The organism is Arthrobacter sp. FX8 (genome assembly GCF_026723805.1).
Taxonomy (GTDB): Bacteria; Actinomycetota; Actinomycetes; order Actinomycetales; family Micrococcaceae; genus Arthrobacter.
The window spans coordinates 1,071,386-1,091,352 of record NZ_CP113505.1 but is presented as its reverse complement, the minus strand read 5'-3'; the positions used below and the strand labels follow the sequence as shown (position 1 = coordinate 1,091,352).

The window sequence follows — 19,967 nt, the reverse complement described above, 5'->3', positions numbered from 1 at the left end:
CGTCTCCGTACGGCGACATGCTTCTAAGGCTCAAGCGCTGAGGTACTCCTGAAGTGCCTCTTCGAGGAGGCTCCGTTCGCCGGGCAGGAATCCTGGTGGCCACTTTGGTGGTTCCCAGTCCTGGTGTTCGCTTGTGTAGTGGCGGCCGGTGGGTGAGGTCCAGCCGGGTGGTTCGTTCGTGGTGGCCGGGGTGGGTCTCCAGCCGGTGGTGTGCCGGAGCCTGTGGTGTTTCGGGCAGGGCTGTCCCAGGTTGCTGATTCCGGTGGTGCCGCCGTGGTGCCAGGCGAGGAGATGGTCGGCCTCCGTGCCCAGGGAGGTGTTGCTGCAGCCCGGGAACGGGCATTTCCCGTCCCGCATCCGCAGCCAGGCCCGCATCGCCCTGGGAACCCGGTAACTCTTCCGGCCAATCTCCAACGGCGCCCCGTCCCGCGGGTCCACCAACACCCGGTAAAACGAGCCCGCCCCGTCCGCGACCAGTCGCCGCGCCATCGACGCCGGCACCGGACCATACCCGTCCAGCATCGCCGGTTCATCCGTCAAACCCATCAGCGCGAACACCGGAACCGTAACCAGCACCTCGGCGCGGACCGGCGACGGCCGGTGGCCAGTTCCCGATGCGGCGCTGGTCCCGCTCCTGCTGGTGCTGCCGCCCCGGGTGTCGCCGCTGCCGAGGATCGCTGCGGCGAAACTGTCGGCCCGCAGCTGGGGCATGGTCCTGTCCTCGCCCGGCCCTTGCAGGCCTCGTGCGGCAGCGGTGAGCCGGTTCCACCCAGCCTGGGCCTGGTCCGCGGGCAGGTAGGCGCCCAGCCACGCCATCCCGTCCCGGTCCGGCCGGAACTCCACCCGCCGCTCCGCCACACCCCTGGCGTGCCGCTTCTCGATCGATTCGGCGTGGTGGCGTTCCCGCCAGGTCCGGGCCTTGACCCGGAACCGGTGCGCCGGCATCTCCCCAACCGGGCAGCCCCGGGCGGCATCCTGTGCTTCAGGGTCCAGGAAATGCGCCTCCAACGCCGCCGCTCCCACCGCATCAAGGGACGCCGTCTCATCTGCCAGCACTATCGCGTGCTGCCACGACAGGGTCCCGGACTGCAACGCCTCCAAAGTCCGCGGCAAGCTGCTGGTCAGGGCATGTGAGGTAGCCAGGAACGACCCGGCGGCCCGCGGACCCAACGCCAGCACGCACCCAATCTCCGCCGCGACCGCCATCTCCTGCGCCACCACCGGCACCCCCGGGCCCGCCACAGCATGCGCAGCCTCCGCGTACCCCACCGCAGCCTTCGCCTTCACCCCCGCAACCCGCGCCTCCACCTCCCGGGCCCCGGCAAGAATATCCAGGCAGCCATCCGCCAGACCGGCCAGCGGATCAGGAACCGAGAAAGGCTCAGCATCCAAAACCGCATCAGCATCCGCGAACGCCTCCAGACCCGCCCCGTCCACCTCAGCCTGAAGCACAGCAAGGGCAGCACGGATCTCCTCGAACGCCCTCACCACCGCCGCCTTCCCCATAAACCCATCATGGCAAGGGGGTCCGACAAACAGAGCTGGCCACCTCAGTTTCAAGGGCAGCCCCGCTTCAGGGGTTTCTTTGACGAAGAGGGTGGGGCTAAGCCCCTCGGCTCCCGCCGGGTCCGCCGGAACCGCGCCAGAGGCAGGCGTCGACGTCGAACGGCAGCAACTGGTCCTGCTGGGCCATCAGGTTGGCGCCGTGGGCCGTCACCCGCCGCATGAAGTGGCGCCGGCACAGCGTTTCGTAGCCCACTACGGGTACATGCCCGGCGTCCGGGGCGGCGGCAGCCTCAACCACCATGTCCACGTCACCCACCACCACCTGCGCGCCCTCGGTGACCATGACGCCGTCGACCGTCCTGGCGTTGTGCGTTGCACGCCGCCCGCACCAGCAGAGCGCCTCCACCTGCAGCACCTGAACCCGATCGGCAAGCTCGATGAGCCGCTGCGAACCCGGGAACAGCCTGGTGCGGAAGTCGGCCGTGATGCCGAAGGCAAAGACGTCGACGTCGATTTCGTCCACCACCTTGGCCAGCTGCTCCACCTGCTCCGGGGAGTAGAACTGGGCCTCGTCGCAGATCAGGTAATCCACACGCTGGCCCTGGGTGCGGCGAAGCATGACTTCTTCCCAGAAGTCGGTGCTGTCCAGCACCTCCACGGCGTCCGTCTCCAGGCCCAGGCGGCTGGAGATCCGGGACTCTCCGGCGCGGTCGTTGCGGCTGAAGCGGACGCCGCCGCGGCCGCGGGCCCGGTGGTTGTAGTCCATCTGCAGCGCCAGCGTCGATTTGCCGCAGTCCATGGTGCCGGAGAAGAAGATGAGTTCAGCCACGCCGGCGGTTCCTTCCTTCGGCGGTGAAGCAGAGCAGCGGGACCTCCCGCTCCGCCTTCGTCAGCGAGCCGTGCTGGCCCACCACTTCCATGGCGGTGGGCCGCATCCGCCGGCCGTCATAAAGTGCGACGGCGTCACGCGCCGCGATCATCACGTCACCGATCCTGCCCGCAACAGCGGGACGGACGTCACCAAATAGTCCCCCGGCAACGGCTTCCTGGCGCGTAAAGGCCCATACCCGGTCGCCGAACCGCGCCTTCCAGGCGGCAAGCAGCCGTTCCGCTGCTCCAGCACCGGCTTCCAGGTCCGCCTCCTCCAGGTACAGGTGCACCATCCGCGGTTCACCGGCCGTATGGCGCACCCCGTCCACCAACCCGGGGTCGGTGGAGAAATCAATCCGCTGGGATTCCGGGACGTCCAACATGCCGTGGTCTGCGGTGAGCACAATGGTGGTGCCGGCGGGAAGGTTGGAGTTGAGCCGTTTGACGGTGGAATCGAGCTCCTCCAGCTGGTGTTCCCACTGCTCGGAACGGCAGCCGTGGCGGTGGCCCGCCTTGTCCAGTTCGTTGACGTAGAAGTACATGAGGGACGGGCCGGAGGCCGCCATGGCCTCGGCCGCGGCCGCGGTCCGCGCATGCGCGGTTATCCCGGAGATGAACCTGCCGCCCCGCAGCGCGGCGCGGGTCATGGGCGAGCCGTCGAACTGGGAGAGGCTGACGGTGCTGACGTCCACCTGTTCGGCGATCTGTTCAAACACCGTGGGGAAAGGCTGCCAGGTGGACGGGTCAACGCCCGGATCCCAGTTCCCCAGCAGATTGACCACCTTGTCCTGGTCAGGGTCCAGGACGTCGTAGCCCACCATGCCGTGCTGGCCCGGGGGAAGTCCGGTTCCAAAGCTGGACAGCGCTGCCGCCGTGGTGGAAGGGAAGGCGGAATCCAGCCACACGGGGACCTCGCCCTGCCCCGCCTGCATCACGGACCGCAGGAAGGGCGTGTGGGCCGCTTTTTGCTTCAGCAGGTTCCTGCCCAGGCCATCAGCCAGTACAACGCAGACCCGGGACGCGTCCGGTAGCCCAAGGGTATTGGTAAAGCCCACCACGCCGAGGCTTGCCGCGGCGCTGGTGAGGACTTCAGCCACGGAACGCTGTCCGTAGGCGGGAGGGGCTGGAAGGTCGGGCGTGCGGCCGATGGTTGGGGTTTCCTGGATGGCGCGGTGGCGGTCTTCCGGCATCTCAGCGCTGCTGGTGCCCGCGGCTGAGCCGGTTGCCGAACACCCCGGACCGCGTCCGCGGACCCATGGACTGGGCGTGGGTTACGGGAGCCGCGGAACCGGTGTTGACCGCCCGCAGGGCCCTGGCGAAGAGCTTGGCGTCCTGCACTGCCTGCAGCCCGTCTGCCTCCGCGCTGATGCGGAGCACGATGTCTTCCTGGGCGATGGTTCCGGTGTAGCCGTGGTCAGCTTCGCACTGCGGATCGCCGCAGCTGGCCGGACCCATGTCCAGTCGCTGGCCACCGGACCATGCAATGGACAACGTGAGTTCCCGGACGGGGTCGGAGGGCTTGTAGTTCTGCGGTTGGGCGTACATGTAGCTCAGGACCACGGACCGGATCTGGGCCACGGGAACGGACTCGGTGGAGATCTGGGCGACGATCTGCTCCCCCGCCTCGTCCAGTTGCTGGTCGTCCACGTGGGTGATCACCAGCATGTCCGCGGTGAGGACCAGCACGGTGATGTGGCGGCGCACCTCTGCCCGGTCGAAGTGGGTTTCGAGGTGCACCAGGTGGGCCACGCAGTCCCGGCCGTCCAGTGCGTCGTCGACGACGTCGGAGACCAGGCGGGGGTAGAAGCCTGCCTTCTGCAGCGCGTCTTCCAGGCTCTGGCCCTGTGTTCCGTGGTTGTGTGAGCTGTGCTGGCGGAGTGCCTGGTTTTCATTGCCGGGCGTTTCGGGCGCCGAAGCGGGAGGCTGGAAGCTCATGCCCCCATTTTCACAGATCGTCCGGTCACTTGCTAACCGCGTCAGCCCAGCATGGCGCGGCGGGCACTGTCCGTGCGCTGCGCGGCGTTGCCGATGCGTACATCAGCGGCGAGGATGGTGGCCCCGGCGGTGCCGCACAAAACCGGGTTGAATTCCACCAGCGCGATCTCCGGGTGGTTGTCCTTCATCCAGGCCAGCCTGGCGGCCAGGTCCTCCAGCGCAGGGACGTCGACAGCCGGCAGGCCCTGGTAGCCGAAGAGCTTCCGGGACGCCCGCGGAGCTCGGATGAAGTCGTGCACGTCCGCCGCGGAGAGCGGCGGAACCCGGTGTGACCAGTCGTCCAGGAGGTTGACGGCGTCGCCGGCGAGGCCGAAGGAAATGACCGGGCCCAGCAACGGATCCTCGATGGCACGGAAGGTGCAGGCCTGTCCCACCGGCGCCATCGCCTGTACTTCCAGGGCGGGATCACCGTAGGCCGCGAGCGCGCGCCGCATCTGCACCACGTTTTGGCGCAGTGATTCGGCGTCCTCAATGCCAAGCCTGACCCCGCCAAGGTCAAGCCGGTGCCGCAGCGCGGGGTCGGTGGTTTTCAGCACCACCGGCCAGCCCAGCGCATCTGCCGCTGCCACGGCCTCGTCCGGTGTGGTGAATCCTGCAGAGGGCAGGACTGAGATGCCGTAATGCTTCAGCAGCGAAGCAGCCGCGGCCGGGTCCAGCTGCTTGAGCTGGTCGCCCGTGACGTCCCCGAGCAGGGCGTCCAGCTCGGCCTCCGCCTTGCGGGGGTCGCAGCCGGCGGGTTCGACGAAATGCCCTTGGTCGCGGCCGGCCCACTCCGCATAACGGACCACGGCAGCGAGCGCGGCCACGGCAGCCCCGGGGTTGGAAAAGCAGGGGACGGTACAGCCCTCCGCTCCCACCAGGCCCTCCACGTTGATGGCGGGGTCCAGGATGCCGGTGAAGGCGGCCACCACCGGCTTCCCGGCAGTGGCTGAACATTCGGCCAGGACCTGCGCCACCGCGTCGGCAGTCAGCCCGCGGGCAGGCAGCAGCGCGGCGACGGCGGCGTGCACGGCATCGGAGGCCAGGGCGTCAAGGAGGGCGGTCCGCAGTGCGGGCAGGGCCACCGACTGGCCGGCATCAAGGTCCAGTCCCGAAACCACCCGGGCAACGCCCAGCCCGTGCGCGGCGGCACTGTCCGCCACCACGTTGCCCAGCGCCTGGGAATTGCTGAAGATGGCGACGTCGGCTCCGGCGGGCAGTGGCTGCCCGGACACCACCTGCGCCACATCCACCAGCTGTTCCACGGTTTCCACGCGGATCACGCCCGACTGGCGCAGCATGGCATCCAGCGCCCCGGCCGGCGCCTGGGTGGTCCGGACGGCATGTCCGGGCGGCAGACGGAGCCCCATGGTGTCCGACTTGGCCACGATGACCGGCTTGGTGCGGGCCAGGCGCCGTGCGATCCGGGAGAACTTGCGCGGGTTGCCGATTGACTCCAGGTAGAGGCCTACGGCGGAGGTGTCGGCATCGTCTTCCCAGTACTGCATCATGTCGTTGCCGGAGACATCCGCCCTGTTGCCTGCCGAGAGCAGGCTGGACAGTCCCAGCCGGCGCCGGGCCGAGGCGGCGTAGAGCGAGACGCCGATGGCGGCCGACTGGCTGAACAGGCCCAGGCCGCCGCGCAGCGGCATGGTGGGCGCCATCGACGCGTTCAGCGACACGTCCGGGTGAGTGTTGGCGATGCCCAGCGACGCCGGGCCGATCACCCGCATCCCGCTGGCCCGGGCCTGGCGCACCAGGGCGCGCTGCCGCAGCAGGCCCCGCTCGCCGTCGTCGGCAAAACCTGCCGAGGCGATCACAACGCCCTTGACGCCCGCTGCCGCGCACTCCGCCACGACGCCGGCCACTTCCTCGTAGGGAACGGCGATGATTGCCAGCTGGACGGGCTCGGGGACTTCGGAGAGCTTGCCGTAGGACATCATCCCGGCCAGTTCCAGCGCCTCCGGGTTGATGGCGTACACGGACCCGTGGAAGCCGCCCTCGATGATGTGCTCCAGCAGTTGGTACCCCACGGTGCCCCATTTGCGGCTGGCACCGATGACGGCAACGGACGACGGCGCCAGCAGGTCCCGGACGCTCCTCGCCTCGGCGCGGTGCTCGCGGGATTCCATGACGGCGCGCGATTTTTCGGTGGGGTCGATGTTGAACTCGAGGCTGACGACGCCGTCGTCGAAATGGCGCTTGACGTCGTAGCCGGCGTCGGAGAAGACCATCAGCATCTTGCGGTTTGCCGGCAGCACCTCGGCGGTGAACTTCCGGATCCCGTTTTCATGCGCGGCGGCGGCAAGGTGCTCCAGCAGGATGGAGCCGATTCCCCGGCCCTGGTGGGCGTCGGAGATGTTGAAAGCAACTTCGGCCTCCGTGGGATCGGCAAGCCGGTCGTAGCGGCCGATGCCGACGATTTCGCCGCGGATGGTGATGACGAACGCCACCCGGTCCTTGTAGTCCACTTCGGTGAAGCGCTTGAGCTCCTTGGCCGACAACCTGGCCTTGAACGCAAAGAAGCGCATGTAGATTGAATTCTGCGACTGTCCGGTGTGGAAGGCCTGCACGGCGTCCGCGTCCGACGGATGGATGGGCCGGAGATGCGCTGTCCCGCCGTCACGCAGGACGACATCGGCTTCCCAATGTTCCGGATATTCGCCGTCCCCGGGCTGATCCACCATAGGCTTAGCCTAGCCAAAAACTAACGCAGCACACCCCCAAGGCTGCACAGTAACCCCAGAAGGATTCACCAAACCCCATGGCCCGCCGCCAAAGTTCCAAGCCCATCGTGGAGAGCGACTACACGGAAAACATCGTCGATATCGATGTCACGTCCGAAATGCAGGGCTCCTTCCTGGAGTACGCGTACTCGGTGATCTACTCCCGGGCCCTCCCGGATGCCCGCGACGGGCTGAAGCCGGTACAGCGCCGCATCCTGTACATGATGAGCGACATGGGGCTGCGCCCGGACCGGGGCCACGTCAAGAGCGCCCGCGTGGTGGGCGAAGTCATGGGAAAGCTGCACCCCCACGGCGACGCCGCCATCTACGACGCCATGGTGCGCATGGCGCAGGATTTCTCGCTGCGACTGCCGCTGATCGACGGGCACGGCAACTTCGGATCGCTCGACGACGGCCCGGCAGCACCCCGCTATACGGAAGCCCGGCTGGCTGCGGCCGCCCTCACCCTCACCAACCACCTCGACGAAGACGTGGTGGACTTCGTCCCCAACTATGACAACCAGCTGACCCAGCCGGACGTCCTTCCCGCCGCCTTCCCCAACCTGCTGGTCAACGGCGCCACCGGCATCGCCGTCGGCATGGCCACCAACATGGCCCCGCACAACCTGGTCGAGGTCATCTCCGCCGCCCGGCACCTCATCGCGCACCCTGACGCAACCCTGGATGACCTCATGCGGTTCGTCCCGGGCCCGGACCTGCCCAGCGGCGGCCGGATCGTCGGCCTGGACGGCATCCGTGACGCCTATGCCACCGGCCGCGGCTCGTTCAAGACCCGGGCCAAGGTGGAGGTGGAACAGCTCTCCGCGCGCCGCACCGGCCTGGTGGTCACCGAACTGCCGTACATGGTGGGCCCGGAAAAGGTGATCGAGAAGATCAAGGATGCCGTCAACGCCAAGAAGCTGACCGGCATCAGCGACATCGTGGACCTGACGGACCGCAAGCACGGCCTGCGGCTGGTCATCGAGCTCAAGAACGGCTTCAACCCGAACGCGGTGCTGCAGCAGCTGTACCGCTACACGCCGATGGAGGACTCCTTCGGCATCAACAACGTCACCCTGGTGGACGGCCAGCCGCAGACGCTGGGCCTGGTGGACCTATTGCGTGTCTACGTCGACCACCGCATCAACGTCGTCCGGCGCCGGACCGCCTTCCGGCTCGGGAAGAAGAAGGACCGCCTGCACCTGGTGGAGGGCCTCCTCATCGCCATCGTGGACATTGACGAGGTCATCCAGATCATCCGGTCCTCGGACGAGGCCGCCGCGGCCCGCGAGCGGCTGATGTCCATCTACGACCTCACCGAAATCCAGGCCAACTACATCCTGGAACTGCGCCTCCGGCAGCTGACCAAGTATTCCCGGATCGAGCTGGAGAAGGAGCAGGACGAGCTTCGCCGTGAGATCGCGGAGCTGGAGGCGATCCTGGGCTCGGAGGAACGGCTGCGCACCGTGGTTTCCGACGAACTGGGTGCCATTGCCGAAGACCACGGCACCCCGCGCCGCACCGTGCTGCTGGAGTCCGAGGCCGTGTCCCCCACCGTTGCGTCCGCCGAACTTGCCGGGGCCAACGGGAAGAAGGGCAAGGCCGTGCCGCTGGCACTGGAGATCGCGGACGACCCCTGCTGGGCCATCCTCACCGCGTCCGGCCAGATAGCCCGCACCGGCAACCAGGAGCCACTGGCCGAGGCAGGGCCACGGAGCAAGCATGATGTGTACACCTCAGTGGTTAAGACGTCGGCCCGCGGCGAAATCGCCGCCGTCACGTCGCTGGGCCGCATGCTCCGGCTGCAGGTCATGGACATGCCGGTCCTGGCGCCGGTGGCCGGACTGCCCAACCTGGCGGGCGGCGTCCCCGCAAAGGATTTCCTCACGCTGGTGAAGGGCGAAACCCTGGTGGCGTTCGTGCGCCTGGATGAGGTCCTGGCCATCGGCACCGCCCAAGGCGTGGTGAAACGCGTCCAGCCGGACTACCCGCTGAACCGGGAAGACTGGGAAGTCATCACCCTCAAGGACAAGGACACCGTGGTGGGCGTGGCTCCTGCCGGTGACGATGCCACCGAACTGGTGTTCCTCACCAGGGAGGCCCAGCTGCTGAAGTTCCCCGCCGCCGCCGTCCGCCCGCAGGGGCGTACCGCCGGCGGGATGGCGGGCATCAAGCTCGCCGCAGGTGACCAGGTGATCTTCTTCGGCGCCGTCCAGCCCAAGGACGAGGCCGCCGTCGTGGTCACCATCGCCGGGACCAACGGCGCCCTGCCGGGCACGGCCCCTGGCACCGCCAAGGTCACAGCCTTCTCCGAGTATCCGGCCAAGGGCCGTGCCACCGCCGGAGTCCGGTCGCACCGGTTCCTGAAGGGTGAGGACATGCTGCTGCTGGCCTGGGCAGGGCACGGCCCGGCCAAGGCTTCATCCGCTGCCGGGGTGGCCCGGTCGCTGCCGCAGGAGCATGGCCGCCGCGACGGCTCCGGCGTCCCGCTCTCACAGGCCGTCGAAGCAGTGGGCCCGGCGATGGCATGGACGGACGGACCGGCAGCCGGGGAATAGCCGGGCGCCACGGGCGATGCCGCGCGTCCGGCGCTCAGCCCGCTATGTCCCTGCGCCGGAAGCCGGCGACGGCAAGCCCCAGCAGCACGGCAACGGTGGCAGCGGACACCAGCACGCTGTCCCAAGCCACGCCCTGCCGCAGGGGGTCGTGGGCAACGTACTGGAAGAACGGCGACACCTTCTGGATGCGGTCGAAGGCATCCACCAGCGGCGCGAGGGCGTTGACGATGTAGGCGAGGACGGCCAGCACGGCCGGAACACCGCGGCTGAGGCCGGTCCGTCCGGTCCCTGCTGAAAGGGCAAGGGCAAGGGTACCGAAAACGACGCCCAGCAGCGCTAAATGCAGCATGGCGGCAGCCACCTTGCCGGCCGGAAGCACCAGGTCCACCATGCTGCCCTCCAGCACCAGCGATATTCCCAGCACGGCGGCCAGCAGGAAGGTGCCCAGCACCATGGCCAGGAACTTGTCCACCACCACCCGGCCCCGCCCCACGGGGTTGGAAAGCAGCAGGTCCATCGTGTGCCGGTCCTCTTCCCCGCCGATGGCGCCCGCGCCGGAACTGATGGCATAGATCAGCACCGCAATCGGCCCCATGAAGGACAGCAGCTCCACCTGGATGTATCCGGTGGGAGTGGACATGTCGGCGCTGGAGGTGGCGAAAAGCGAGCGGAACGCCTCCGGCATCTGCTCGATGAAGCTGCTGATGGAGGGCTGTGACTTCACCGCGGGCCAAACTGCCGCGTACGTTGCCACGATGAGTGCCAGGGAGACGGCCCACGCCACCAGCAGCCTGCCCTGGTCCCGGAGCGTCTTCAGCAGGACGTTAGCCAGCATGGCGCGCCGCCGTTCCCGCGCCGGCGAGGCTGGCGCTGTCGGGTCCGTCCATTCCGTAGTAGCTCAGGAACGTCTCTTCCAGCGGCGCTTCAGAGCATTCGAAGTCCACCACCTCCCGGGCGCTGACCAGCTTCAGCAGCGCATCCAGGGCCGCCTGCGGCGCATTGCAGCTCAACGTGGTCCCATCCACCAGCAGGTCCCGCACGCCAGGCACGTCGGCGAACTCCGTCGCGGACACCTCCGCCGCGAAGCGGGCCCGGACCCGGTGCAGTGAACGTGCGGCGAGGTCCTGCAGCCGCTCCACCGCCACCAGCTGTCCCTGGCGCACCACCCCGATGCGGTCTGCCACGCGCTCCACCTCGCCCAGCACGTGGGAGGAAAACAAGGCGGAGCCGCCCTCGGCAGTATGTTCACGCAGGATGGAATGGAAAACCTGCTGCACCAGCGGGTCGATTCCGCTGGTCGGCTCGTCCAGCACCAGCAGCCGCGGCCGCGACATCACCGCCAGGACCACGGCGAGCTTCTGGCGGTTGCCGCGGGACAACGTGCGTGCGGGCCGGCCCAGGTCCAGCTCCAGCCGGGCCGCCACCTCGGCCGCCCGTTTGCCGTCGTCCCGGTGCCGGAGGTGGGCGCAGTAGGCCACGTGCTGGCTGCCGGTGAGGCGGTCGTAAAGCGCCGGCTCACCTGGCACGTAGCCCACCAGGCGGTGGACGTCCCGGGACTGCCGCCAGGCGTCCAGTCCCAGCACCGACGCTGTACCGGACGTGGGCCGCAGCAGCCCCATCAGGAGCCGGATGGTGGTGGTCTTGCCTGCCCCGTTGGGGCCCAGGTAGCCGAACACCTCGCCCGGCCCAATGGTGAGTGTCACGCCGTCGAGCGCAGTGTTGCGGCCGAACCGCTTGGTCAGGCCCGCCAGCCGCACCATGCTTTCGGCACCGCTTTCCGCGCCGCTTTCCGCACCGCTTTCCGCACCCCCGCGCTCTTCCGGGCTCATGCGGCAAGGCTATGCCGGGCGCTGCACGGGTCCCAGAGTCTTTCGGCCCACCGCTTAGACTGCTCCCATGCCTATCGTTCCTGATGAAAAGGACTGGACCTGGGTCCTGTCCCGCCCCTGCCCGGAATGCCATTTCGACGCTTCCAGCGCCACCCCGGCAACGGTACCGGGAAGCATCGAAAGCCTGATCCCCCGGTGGCTCGCCGTCCTGCGCCGGCCGGACGCGGCGCAGCGCCCCGATGACCACACCTGGTCCGCGCTGGAGTACGCGTGCCATGTGCGGGACGTTTTCGCGCTGTTCGACCAGCGGCTGAACCTGATGCTGGCAGAGGATGACGCCCGCTTCGAGGATTGGGACCAGGACCGGACCGCCATCGAGAAGGACTACGCCAACGCCGATCCGGCCGAGGTGGGCCGCGAACTGGCGGCGGAAGGACACCAGGCCGCCGAGTCCTTCGCCGGAGTCCATGAGGACGACTGGGGACGCAAGGGGCTGCGCAGCAACGGCTCGCAGTTCACCGTCCTCACGTTGTCCCAGTACTTCCTGCACGACGTCGTCCACCACCTTCACGACGTCAGCGGCTAAAGGCGCAGGCACGCCGGGGACCGTCCCGCCTTAGTGGGAAGCGGCCAACGATTCCCGGGGTTGTCCGGCGAAGGCCGAAAGATCCAGCCTGGCGTCGCCGGCCTTGATGTCAGCGGGATTGTGGGTAACCAGCACCACGGTGCGGTCCCGGAGTCCCGTGCGAAGGTCCGCCAGCATGGCTGCCGCCGATTCGGCGTCCAGGTGGGCAGTGGGCTCATCCAGCAGGATCACCTCCGCACCGGTCAGCAGGGTCCTCGCCACGGCCAGCCGCTGGCGCTCGCCGCCGCTCAGGAAGGCACCGCCGGGACCGATCCGGGTGTCCAGGCCCGCCGGCAGCCGGGCCACCAGGCCGGCAAGTCCGACGGCGGCCAGGACAGACTCCAGCTCGTCGTCCGCCAGGGTTGGTGCACCCTTCCCGGACGGCCGGCCCAGCATGAGGTTGCCGCGGATGGTGGAGTCGAACAGGTGTGCCTCCTGCGGACACCACGCCGCCCGGCCGGTGACCAGCGCCCGTCCCGCGGCCGGCGGCAGGAAGCCAAGCAGCACCGAGAGCAGGGTGGACTTTCCCGACCCCGATGGTCCGGTGACCGCCAGCCAGCGCCCGGGACCCGCCACCGCGAACACGCCGGAGAAGACCGGGACGTCTCCGGGCCAGGCCGCGGCCAGGTCCACCAGTTCAAGGCCCGGAGTGCCGCCGGCGCGGCCGGGAACGGACTGCATCCCAGCAGACACGTCGAGGCGGCCGTCAAGGGCGCCCGACTCCCCCACCCGGCGCATCACGGCACGGAGCGCGGGGAACTGGCGGACCGCCGTCGTCATCGCTGCGTAGGGTTCCACCAGTGCCAGCAGCAGGAGGACCACCACGGCTGCCGTGGCCGGGGCAACCTGGGCCGCAAGGACCCCGGGAGCCGCCAGCCATGCGGCGGCCAGTGCGGCGGTGCCGCAGGCGGCGGTGGCAACAGCGTGTCCCAGCCCGTCGGCCCAGGCTGAGCGCTGGGATGCGCGCGTGGCGTCGCGGTCCTCCGCCAGCAGCGCCTCAAGCACACGGGCTGCCACGCCGTTTGCGTGCAGTTCCGCCCTGGCGTCCAGGGCTGCCGTCACGCGGCGCAGGACCCCGGAGCGCAGGGACTGCTCGGCGTTGGCGGATTTGCGGTCTCCCCACAGGGCGGCCGCGGGTGCCAGCAGCAGGCCGCTGATGGCCGCGCCGGCCACTGCGGGAAGGGCCGCCGGCACCAGCACGCCGGTGGCAGCCACGGCCAGGACGGAAACCGCGAGCGCCGTGAGGGGTGGCAGGACCACGCGTGGAAGGAGGTCGCGGACCGTGTCCACATCGTCGATGACCGTCCCCAGCACGTTGCCGCCCTGCAGGAGCCGGCGCAGCGACAGCGCCCTGCGGCTCAGAGATTCCCAGAGCCGGCCGCGCAGGCGGGTGAGCGCGGCGAAGACGGCATCATGCAGCAGCAGCCGCTCCCAGTAGCGGAAAACGGCCCGGCCGATGCCGAAGAACCGGACGCCGACGATCGCCGTCAGCAGGTAGAGAATGGGCGGCTGCTCGCTGGCCCGGATGATGAGCCAGCCGGAAAGGCCGGAAAGCGCGACGGCGAAGACGGCCGCCAGGGTGCCCACGACAGCAGCGGCGGCGAACCTGCCCCGCACCGGCGCCAGGAGGGCCGCCAGGAGGCGGGCCGCGCCTCGGGCAGCGCGAACGCTTGGGGCAGCCTGGACGTTTGCGGCAGGCTGGACGCTTGCGGCACTCCTGACGGACCCGCTGGTGCCGGCTTCCGCCGCGTCGTCAACGCATGCGCTGTCATTGCCGGTGGAAGCGGGGTCTGCGGAGCCGGGTTGGGTGGAGCCGCTTCCGCCGGGGCCGGGCAGGATGCCGGTTGCGCCGCCGCCGTGGTGCGGTGCTGCGGCAGCCCGGACCGCCGGCACGACGGGCACCAGCAGGTCTGCGAGCCGGCGGGTGCGCTGGTTGTGGGCCACCAGGATCACGGTGGCCTGGCCGCGGAGCCGCCGGATGGCCTCCTCCACAATGAGTGCGGAGGCGTCATCCAGGTGTGCCGTGGGCTCGTCCAGCAGCAGGAGGGTGGCACCGGCCTCGATCCTGGCCAGTCCGCGGGCCAGTGCCACGCGGCGCAGCTCGCCCGGGCTCAGCTCCGCCTGGTGCTTCGCTGCCAGGTGGGCGGCTCCGGCCCTCTCCAGGCAGCGGCGGGCAGTCTCTTCGCCGGTAAAGCGGTCGGGGCCATGGGTGGGGTCCGGCGAGAGGTACAGCAGCACCTCCTCCAGCACGGTTCCGGCCACCATGACGGGATGCTGCGGCACCCAGGCTACGGAACTGCGGTCCAGGCCGCTGATGGATCCGGTAATGCCCGTCCCGTCACCGGCGCCGATGGTTCCGGCCAGTACGCCCAGGACAGTGCTCTTGCCGGCACCGCTGGGTCCGTCCAGGGCGGTGATCCGATCCTGGGGGGCGGTGAAGGTGAGGGGGCCGACGGCGGCTCCTGACCGTCCGGCGTAGGTTACCGTGAGTCCGGTGACCTCGAGTGGAGCGCCGGGCCTGCCGGCCCTGGCCGCCGGCAGGGGTGTTGCCTCGGCTGCGCCGGTCACGGCGGCTGTTTCCGCGAGTGCCACCCTGCCGTCGTCGCTGGCGTGGTGGGCGGTGCCCAGTTCCCGCAGCGGAAGGTAGCAGTCCGGTGCCAGGAGCAGCGCCAGCAGCCCGGCTTCCAGCGGCATGTCGCCGTGGACCAGCCGGACGCCGATGAAGACCGCCACCACGGCGACCGAAATGGTGGCGATGAGTTCCAGTGCCAGGGCGGAAAGGAACGCCGTCCGCAGGGTGCCCATGGTGCGGGAGCGGTACTCTTCGGAGATTTCCTCCAGGGCCTTGCGCTGCGCGGTGGCCCTGCCCAGTCCCACCAGGACCGGCAGGCCCTTGGCGAGTTCCAGCATGTGTGCGGACAGCCGGCCCAGCGACGCCTGGGCCTGGCGGACACTGTCCTCGGTGTACCGTCCGATCAGCACCATGAACAGCGGGATCAGGGGCACGGTGAGTACAATGACCAGCGCGCTCACCCAGTCTGCGAACAGGATCCGCGCCCCCAGCAGCAGCGGCACGGCGGCGCAGTTGACCAGCGCGGGAAGGAACTGGGTGTAGTAGCTGTCCAGGGCGTCCAGGCCGCGGGTGGCCAGCACCGCCAGGCCGCCGTCACCCGGGCCGGTGGACCGGACGCCCGTGCGCAGGGCACGCTCCAGCAGTTCTCCCCGGAGTTCTTCCTTGACCCCCAGCGCTGCGCGGCGGGCCGCGACGGCCTGGCCCCAGACGGTCAGGGAGCGGAGGACGACGCCGGCGAGCCCGGCAGCGAGCTGGGTTGCCCAGGCGGGGTTCCCGGCGGCGAGTCCGGCCAGGATGGAGGCCACGGCCTGGCCAATCAGCACCAGTGACAGTGCCTTGAGCGCGGCCAGCAGCCCCAGCCAGTAGATCGCTGAACGGGTGGCCGGGCCGGCAGGGAAGGTTGGCCGCACGTCAGCCCTTGGTGGTGAACGCCCTGGCGGCCACCGCCGGGAGGAAGCTGTGGGCTTCGGGGATGTGGGCTGCGCTGACGCGGCGGCGGAAGACCCAGTAGGTCCAGGCCTGGTAGGCGATCACCAGGGGAAGGCCAAAGGCTGCCACAATGCTCATCAGACCCAGGGTGTAGTCGGAGGAAGAGGCGTTGGAGATGGTGAGGTCAAACGCGCTGTCCAGCGTGGAGGGCAGCACCACCGGGAACACGGCCCCGAAGATGGAAGCCGTCCCCAGAACGAGGAAGGCGCCCAGGGCCAGGAACGACCGGCCTTCGGAGCCTTTCCGGGCCAGCAGCCAGGCAGTGACGGCGGCAGCAACTGCCAGGACGACGGCGGCCCAGGTCCACGGTTTGCCGTCCATGAACTGGATGGCGAGGGCCCACGCCGCGATGGGCAGGAGCAGGACCGGCAGGAGCCGCACGAACCACTGGCGGGCGCGGTGCCGCACCTCCCCGTCGGTCTTGAGGGCAAGGAATGCCAGCGCGTGGAGCAGCGCGAACCCCACCACGGCGATACCGCCCAGCAGGGCGTATCCGCTGAACCAGGCCATGGGCCCACCTTCGCGGTCGCCGTTGGCGTTCAACGGAAGGCCGGTTGTAGTGAGGGCCAGGGCAGCCCCCACGCCGAAGGCGGCGAAAAAGGAACCCAGCGCGATGGCCCAGTCCCACCGGTTCCGCCAGCTGTCCGTGTCCACCTTGCCGCGGTATTCGAACGCCACCGCCCGGAAGATCAGTGCCAGGAGGACGACCAGCAGCGGGAGATAGAGCGCGGAGAACAGCGACGCGTACCAGAGCGGGAAGGCTGCGAAGGTGGCGCCGCCGGCGGTCAGCAGCCACACCTCATTGCCGTCCCAGACAGGTCCGATGGTGTTCAGCAGCACCCTGCGCTCGGTATTGTCGCGGGCGAAGAGCTTCATCAGCATCCCCACGCCCAGGTCGAAGCCCTCCAGGAAGAGGTATCCGGTCCACAGCACCGCGATGGCGATGAACCACATGGTGGGAAGCAGTTCCATTGTTTGTTTCCTCTGCTTGGTTTCGGGCTAGTAGGCGAAGGCCAGGACGTCGTCTGCGTGTTTCGCGTCCCCGGGGCCGCCGGGTCCCGGGGTGGCGTCCTCGTTCTCGTCCACCGGCGCGTGGACCAGTTCGGGCATTGCGGAGACCACGCCGCCGCGGATGTACTTGACCAGCAGCTTCACCTCCACCACCAGCAGGACTGCGTAGACGGCCGTCAGGGCCACCAGCGAGGCGATCAGTTCCCCTGCGGAGACACCCGGCGATACGGCGGCGGCGGTAAACATGAACACCTGGTCGATGCCGCTGGGATCCGGGTTGGGCGCCACGACGAACGGCTGGCGGCCCATCTCGGTGAAGATCCAGCCGGCGGCATTGGCGCCGAAGGGGGCCAGGATGCCAAAGACTGCCAGCCGCATCATCCAGTGCGACTCCGGCACGGTCCCCTTGCGGGTGAGCCACAGCGCCACAAATGCTGCCAGGGCGGCGAGTCCGCCAAATCCGATCATCATCCGGAATCCCCAGTAGGTGACTTCCATGACGGGCACGTATTCGATTTCCTGGCCGGCCCGCTCACCGTAGATGGGGTTGTCCGGCAGGTTGGTCCCGTAGTTGGCCTTGTACTCGGGCAGCAGGCTGTTGACGCCCTTGACCTCGGTGGTGAAGTCGCCCTTGGCAAGGAAGGACAGGATGCCCGGAACCTCGATGACGGCCACGACGTCGTCGCAGTTCCTGGACCCCACGTTTCCGACGCTCAGGACGGAGAAACCGGTGCCGTCGTGGCAGGCCGCCTCCGCGGCGGCCATCTTCATGGGCTGCTGCTGGAACATCAGCTTGCCCTGCAGGTCGCCGGTGACCGCGGTGCCGGCGAAGGAGATCATGGCCACCACGGCGCCGATCCGCAAGGACCGGATCCATACGCTGTGGTCTGTACGGTCACGGCCGGGGATGCGGACGTCTTCACCGGGGATGACCTTGCCGTCGGCACCCACCGTGTCAACGCCGTCGTGCCGCCTCCGCCACAGGTGGTACCAGGCGATGCCCAGGAGGAAGCCGCCGGCCACGGCCAGGGCGCCGAACAGGGTGTGCGGGACGGCCACGAGCGCGGTGTTGTTGGTGAAGACGGCCCACGCGTCGGTCATGACGGGCCGGCCGTTGATCATTTCCACCCCTACTGGGTGCTGCATCCAGCTGTTGGCCACGATGATGAAGTAGGCGGAGAGGGCCGATCCAATAACGGCCACCCAGAGGCAGGCAAGGTGGATGGCGGGCTTTAGCTGCTTCCAGCCAAAGATCCACAGTCCCAGGAAGGTGGACTCGACGAAGAAGGCAAGGAGGGCCTCGAGGGCCAGCGGGGCTCCGAAGACGTCACCCACGAACCGGCTGTACTCGCTCCAGGCCATGCCGAACTGGAATTCCTGCACGATTCCGGTGGCCACGCCCATGATGAAGTTGATGAGGAACAGCTTTCCCCAGAACTTGGTCATGCGCAGGTACTCGGGTTTGCCGGTGCGGTACCAGGCGGTCTGGATGACGGCCACCACCAGGCCCAGGCCAATGGTCAGCGGCACCATCATGAAGTGGTAGACGGTGGTGATGCCGAATTGCCAGCGTGCGATTTCCAAGGCGTCCATGGCAGTCCCTACTGTTTAGCCAATGTAGTTTTCTACGCTTTGTAGAACTGTAACTTCTACAAAGTGTAGAACATTGGCAGTGGCGGGCGAAAACCAATCGCCCTCCCCTAGCATGGCGCGGCAGGGGCCGGCGCGCCACATGTTCTACCCGATGTAGAACCCGGGCGGTTTTCGGGGTAGATTTGGTTATGTAGTTGAACAACCGCGCGACGTCACCGGGCGCCTTAGAATGCGCGGTGCGGGGAAACAAAAGGAAAAGTGAAATGGCTAGTCTTGGTGAACTGGAACGGGCAGTCATGGACCTGCTCTGGGCGGGCCAGGAAGCGGCTACGGCCAATACCCTGAGGGATCAGCTGGCGCGCACGTCCGCGGCGCAGGGCGGACCGGGCCACGAAGGCAAGGAACTGGCCGTCACCACGGTGCTCACCGTACTCTCCCGCCTGGAAAAGAAGGGGCTGGTGGAACGCGAACGCGGAACCCGCCCGCACCGGTACCAGGCCGTGTCCAGCCGCGCGGACCACACCGCCGAACTCATGCATGAGGTCCTCGGATCAGCCCCGGACCGCGAGGCCGTCCTGGCCCGCTTCATCGGGTCCGTTTCCGAAGGTGAAGCCGAGACGCTGCGTAAACTGCTGGGCCACCTCTAGCACACCATGTTCTGGGCCTCATACCTGCTGGCGGTCCTGGCGATAATCCTGGCCTGGCCGGTGCCAATTCTCCTGTCACGGGCCCAATGGCCGGCAAGGTCGCCGTTCACGGCCATGCTGCTGTGGCAGGCGATCGCGCTCGCGGGTGGACTCTCCATGATCGGCGCCATGCTGGTCTATGGCCTGGAACCAATCGGTGACAACCTCATCGCAGGGCTTCGCGCGCTGGCGGGAATGGTGCTGTTCAATGCCCCCACCACGGCGTTGGGCTTTTGGCATATCTTCGCACTGTCCACTGCTGCCCTGCTGACGGCCCACCTGGTGTTCACGCTGCTGCTGACGTACTACAAGATCCAGCGGCAGCGGCGCCGGCACCGTGAACTGCTCGCACTGTTGGCCTCCCCATCGGCCCAGGATGCCGGGACGCTGGTGATCAGCCACGACTCCCCCGTCGCGTACTGCCTCCCGGGGGCGCCCGCTCCGTGACCGTGCTGTCGGACGGCCTAATGGCCGCCCTCGAACCGGACGAGCTGCGGGCCGTCCTGATTCACGAGAACGCGCACCTCAGCCAGCGGCACCACCTGCTGCTCTGGGCCTTTGCCGCCTGGCGGCAGGCCCTCCCGTGGCTGCCCACCACCCGGCTTGCACAGGAATCGGTCAACTCCCTGATCGAGATGCTGGCCGACGACGTCGCACTGCGGACGGAGAGCAAGGCCACCCTCATCAAGGCGATAGCCATCGTTGCCAGCGGGTCGACCGGAAACGCGGGCGCCGGCGACATCCGCCCGTCCTCGCCCTCGTTGGCCCTGTCCGGGCTGGAGTCGGCGTCGGGCGGACCGGGCTCGGACGCGGTCAGGACCGCGGCCTCCCGGGTCAGCCGCCTCCTGACCCCCCAGCCCCAGCTTCCTGCGGCCGTCCGCAGCGCCGTGTTGGCCGGGTCCGTCCTGCTGCTGGCGCTGCCCACGGCACTGCTGGTGGTTCCGGGGCTGCTGGGCTGACGCCGCCGTCGCGCTTCAACCCGGCGGGTGGGCTTGTCAAAGCCCCGGGATCGCCGAACCCATCCCAG

13 protein-coding genes and 1 pseudogene are annotated in these 19,967 nt (G+C 68.6%); 4 read left to right on the top strand and 10 right to left on the bottom strand.

Annotated features, from left to right (window positions below; all coding sequences use genetic code 11):
• Nucleotides 1-30: 30 nt before the first annotated feature.
• The 5 genes from OUO20_RS04960 to OUO20_RS04940 all read right to left on the bottom strand — a co-directional run bounded on the left by OUO20_RS04960 (nucleotide 31) and on the right by OUO20_RS04940 (nucleotide 7,037).
• Nucleotides 31-1,506 carry an HNH endonuclease signature motif containing protein gene (locus tag OUO20_RS04960; protein WP_268002941.1) on the bottom strand — a complete coding sequence of 492 codons (1,476 nt, stop codon included), beginning with the start codon at nucleotides 1,504-1,506 and terminating at the stop codon, nucleotides 31-33.
• A 97-nt stretch (nucleotides 1,507-1,603) separates the two neighbouring features.
• Nucleotides 1,604-2,335, bottom strand: a complete 732-nt coding sequence (locus OUO20_RS04955; protein ID WP_018769693.1) for a thymidine kinase — start codon at nucleotides 2,333-2,335, stop codon at nucleotides 1,604-1,606.
• Nucleotides 2,328-3,566: an alkaline phosphatase family protein gene (locus OUO20_RS04950; protein WP_268002940.1), complete on the bottom strand. Its 1,239-nt coding sequence runs from the start codon at nucleotides 3,564-3,566 to the stop codon at nucleotides 2,328-2,330. Before OUO20_RS04950 ends, OUO20_RS04955 begins: the two co-directional genes overlap by 8 nt.
• Before the next feature lies 1 nt (nucleotide 3,567).
• Entirely contained in the window at nucleotides 3,568-4,311 is a 744-nt protein-coding gene (locus OUO20_RS04945; RefSeq protein ID WP_018769691.1) for a DUF5998 family protein, read from the bottom strand.
• Between the two features lie 41 nt (nucleotides 4,312-4,352).
• On the bottom strand, nucleotides 4,353-7,037 hold the full coding sequence (locus OUO20_RS04940) for a bifunctional acetate--CoA ligase family protein/GNAT family N-acetyltransferase (RefSeq protein ID WP_268002939.1): 2,685 nt from the start codon (nucleotides 7,035-7,037) through the stop codon (nucleotides 4,353-4,355).
• Nucleotides 7,038-7,114: 77 nt separating this feature from the next.
• Here OUO20_RS04940 and OUO20_RS04935 point away from each other — a divergent pair, with 77 nt between their 5' ends.
• Entirely contained in the window at nucleotides 7,115-9,634 is a 2,520-nt protein-coding gene (locus OUO20_RS04935; RefSeq protein WP_268002938.1) for a DNA gyrase/topoisomerase IV subunit A, read from the top strand.
• A gap of 34 nt (nucleotides 9,635-9,668) precedes the next feature.
• Here OUO20_RS04935 and OUO20_RS04930 read toward each other — a convergent pair whose 3' ends face one another.
• Both OUO20_RS04930 and OUO20_RS04925 read right to left on the bottom strand, forming a co-directional pair.
• The gene (locus OUO20_RS04930) at nucleotides 9,669-10,469 is read right to left on the bottom strand and encodes an ABC transporter permease subunit (protein ID WP_134164378.1); all 801 of its coding nucleotides are present in this window, start codon (nucleotides 10,467-10,469) and stop codon (nucleotides 9,669-9,671) included.
• Nucleotides 10,459-11,463, bottom strand: a complete 1,005-nt coding sequence (locus OUO20_RS04925; protein ID WP_223994790.1) for an ABC transporter ATP-binding protein — start codon at nucleotides 11,461-11,463, stop codon at nucleotides 10,459-10,461. Before OUO20_RS04925 ends, OUO20_RS04930 begins: the two co-directional genes overlap by 11 nt.
• A gap of 67 nt (nucleotides 11,464-11,530) precedes the next feature.
• Here OUO20_RS04925 and OUO20_RS04920 point away from each other — a divergent pair, with 67 nt between their 5' ends.
• Entirely contained in the window at nucleotides 11,531-12,049 is a 519-nt protein-coding gene (locus tag OUO20_RS04920; RefSeq protein ID WP_018769686.1) for a DinB family protein, read from the top strand.
• A gap of 30 nt (nucleotides 12,050-12,079) precedes the next feature.
• Here OUO20_RS04920 and cydD read toward each other — a convergent pair whose 3' ends face one another.
• From cydD to OUO20_RS04905, 3 genes are read right to left on the bottom strand one after another with little or no spacing between them, the layout of a single operon-like run.
• The gene (cydD, locus tag OUO20_RS04915) at nucleotides 12,080-15,571 is read right to left on the bottom strand and encodes a thiol reductant ABC exporter subunit CydD (protein WP_268002936.1); all 3,492 of its coding nucleotides are present in this window, start codon (nucleotides 15,569-15,571) and stop codon (nucleotides 12,080-12,082) included.
• Nucleotide 15,572: 1 nt separating this feature from the next.
• Nucleotides 15,573-16,622, bottom strand: a complete 1,050-nt coding sequence (gene cydB / locus OUO20_RS04910; RefSeq protein WP_144599623.1) for a cytochrome d ubiquinol oxidase subunit II — start codon at nucleotides 16,620-16,622, stop codon at nucleotides 15,573-15,575.
• 27 nt (nucleotides 16,623-16,649) lie between these two features.
• On the bottom strand, nucleotides 16,650-18,254 hold the full coding sequence (locus tag OUO20_RS04905) for a cytochrome ubiquinol oxidase subunit I (protein WP_144599621.1): 1,605 nt from the start codon (nucleotides 18,252-18,254) through the stop codon (nucleotides 16,650-16,652).
• Nucleotides 18,255-18,517: 263 nt separating this feature from the next.
• Between OUO20_RS04905 and OUO20_RS04900 the strand changes: the two genes are divergently transcribed.
• Both OUO20_RS04900 and OUO20_RS04895 read left to right on the top strand, forming a co-directional pair.
• Entirely contained in the window at nucleotides 18,518-18,901 is a 384-nt protein-coding gene (locus OUO20_RS04900; protein WP_018769682.1) for a BlaI/MecI/CopY family transcriptional regulator, read from the top strand.
• A 6-nt stretch (nucleotides 18,902-18,907) separates the two neighbouring features.
• Nucleotides 18,908-19,899, top strand: a pseudogene (locus OUO20_RS04895) (M56 family metallopeptidase).
• Nucleotides 19,900-19,967: the final 68 nt, after the last annotated feature.

Excerpts from the sequence above, each read along its gene's own strand:
- OUO20_RS04960 (WP_268002941.1), bottom strand. The coding sequence starts at position 1,506 with ATGGGGAAGGCGGCGGTGGTGAGGGCGTTCGAGGAGATCCGTGCTGCC.
- OUO20_RS04950 (WP_268002940.1), bottom strand. The coding sequence starts at position 3,566 with ATGCCGGAAGACCGCCACCGCGCCATCCAGGAAACCCCAACCATCGGC.
- OUO20_RS04945 (WP_018769691.1), bottom strand. The coding sequence starts at position 4,311 with ATGAGCTTCCAGCCTCCCGCTTCGGCGCCCGAAACGCCCGGCAATGAA.
- OUO20_RS04940 (WP_268002939.1), bottom strand. The coding sequence starts at position 7,037 with ATGGTGGATCAGCCCGGGGACGGCGAATATCCGGAACATTGGGAAGCC.
- OUO20_RS04935 (WP_268002938.1), top strand. The coding sequence starts at position 7,115 with ATGGCCCGCCGCCAAAGTTCCAAGCCCATCGTGGAGAGCGACTACACG.
- OUO20_RS04930 (WP_134164378.1), bottom strand. The coding sequence starts at position 10,469 with ATGCTGGCTAACGTCCTGCTGAAGACGCTCCGGGACCAGGGCAGGCTG.
- OUO20_RS04925 (WP_223994790.1), bottom strand. The coding sequence starts at position 11,463 with ATGAGCCCGGAAGAGCGCGGGGGTGCGGAAAGCGGTGCGGAAAGCGGC.
- OUO20_RS04920 (WP_018769686.1), top strand. The coding sequence starts at position 11,531 with ATGCCTATCGTTCCTGATGAAAAGGACTGGACCTGGGTCCTGTCCCGC.
- cydB (WP_144599623.1), bottom strand. The coding sequence starts at position 16,622 with ATGGAACTGCTTCCCACCATGTGGTTCATCGCCATCGCGGTGCTGTGG.
- OUO20_RS04905 (WP_144599621.1), bottom strand. The coding sequence starts at position 18,254 with ATGGACGCCTTGGAAATCGCACGCTGGCAATTCGGCATCACCACCGTC.
- OUO20_RS04900 (WP_018769682.1), top strand. The coding sequence starts at position 18,518 with ATGGCTAGTCTTGGTGAACTGGAACGGGCAGTCATGGACCTGCTCTGG.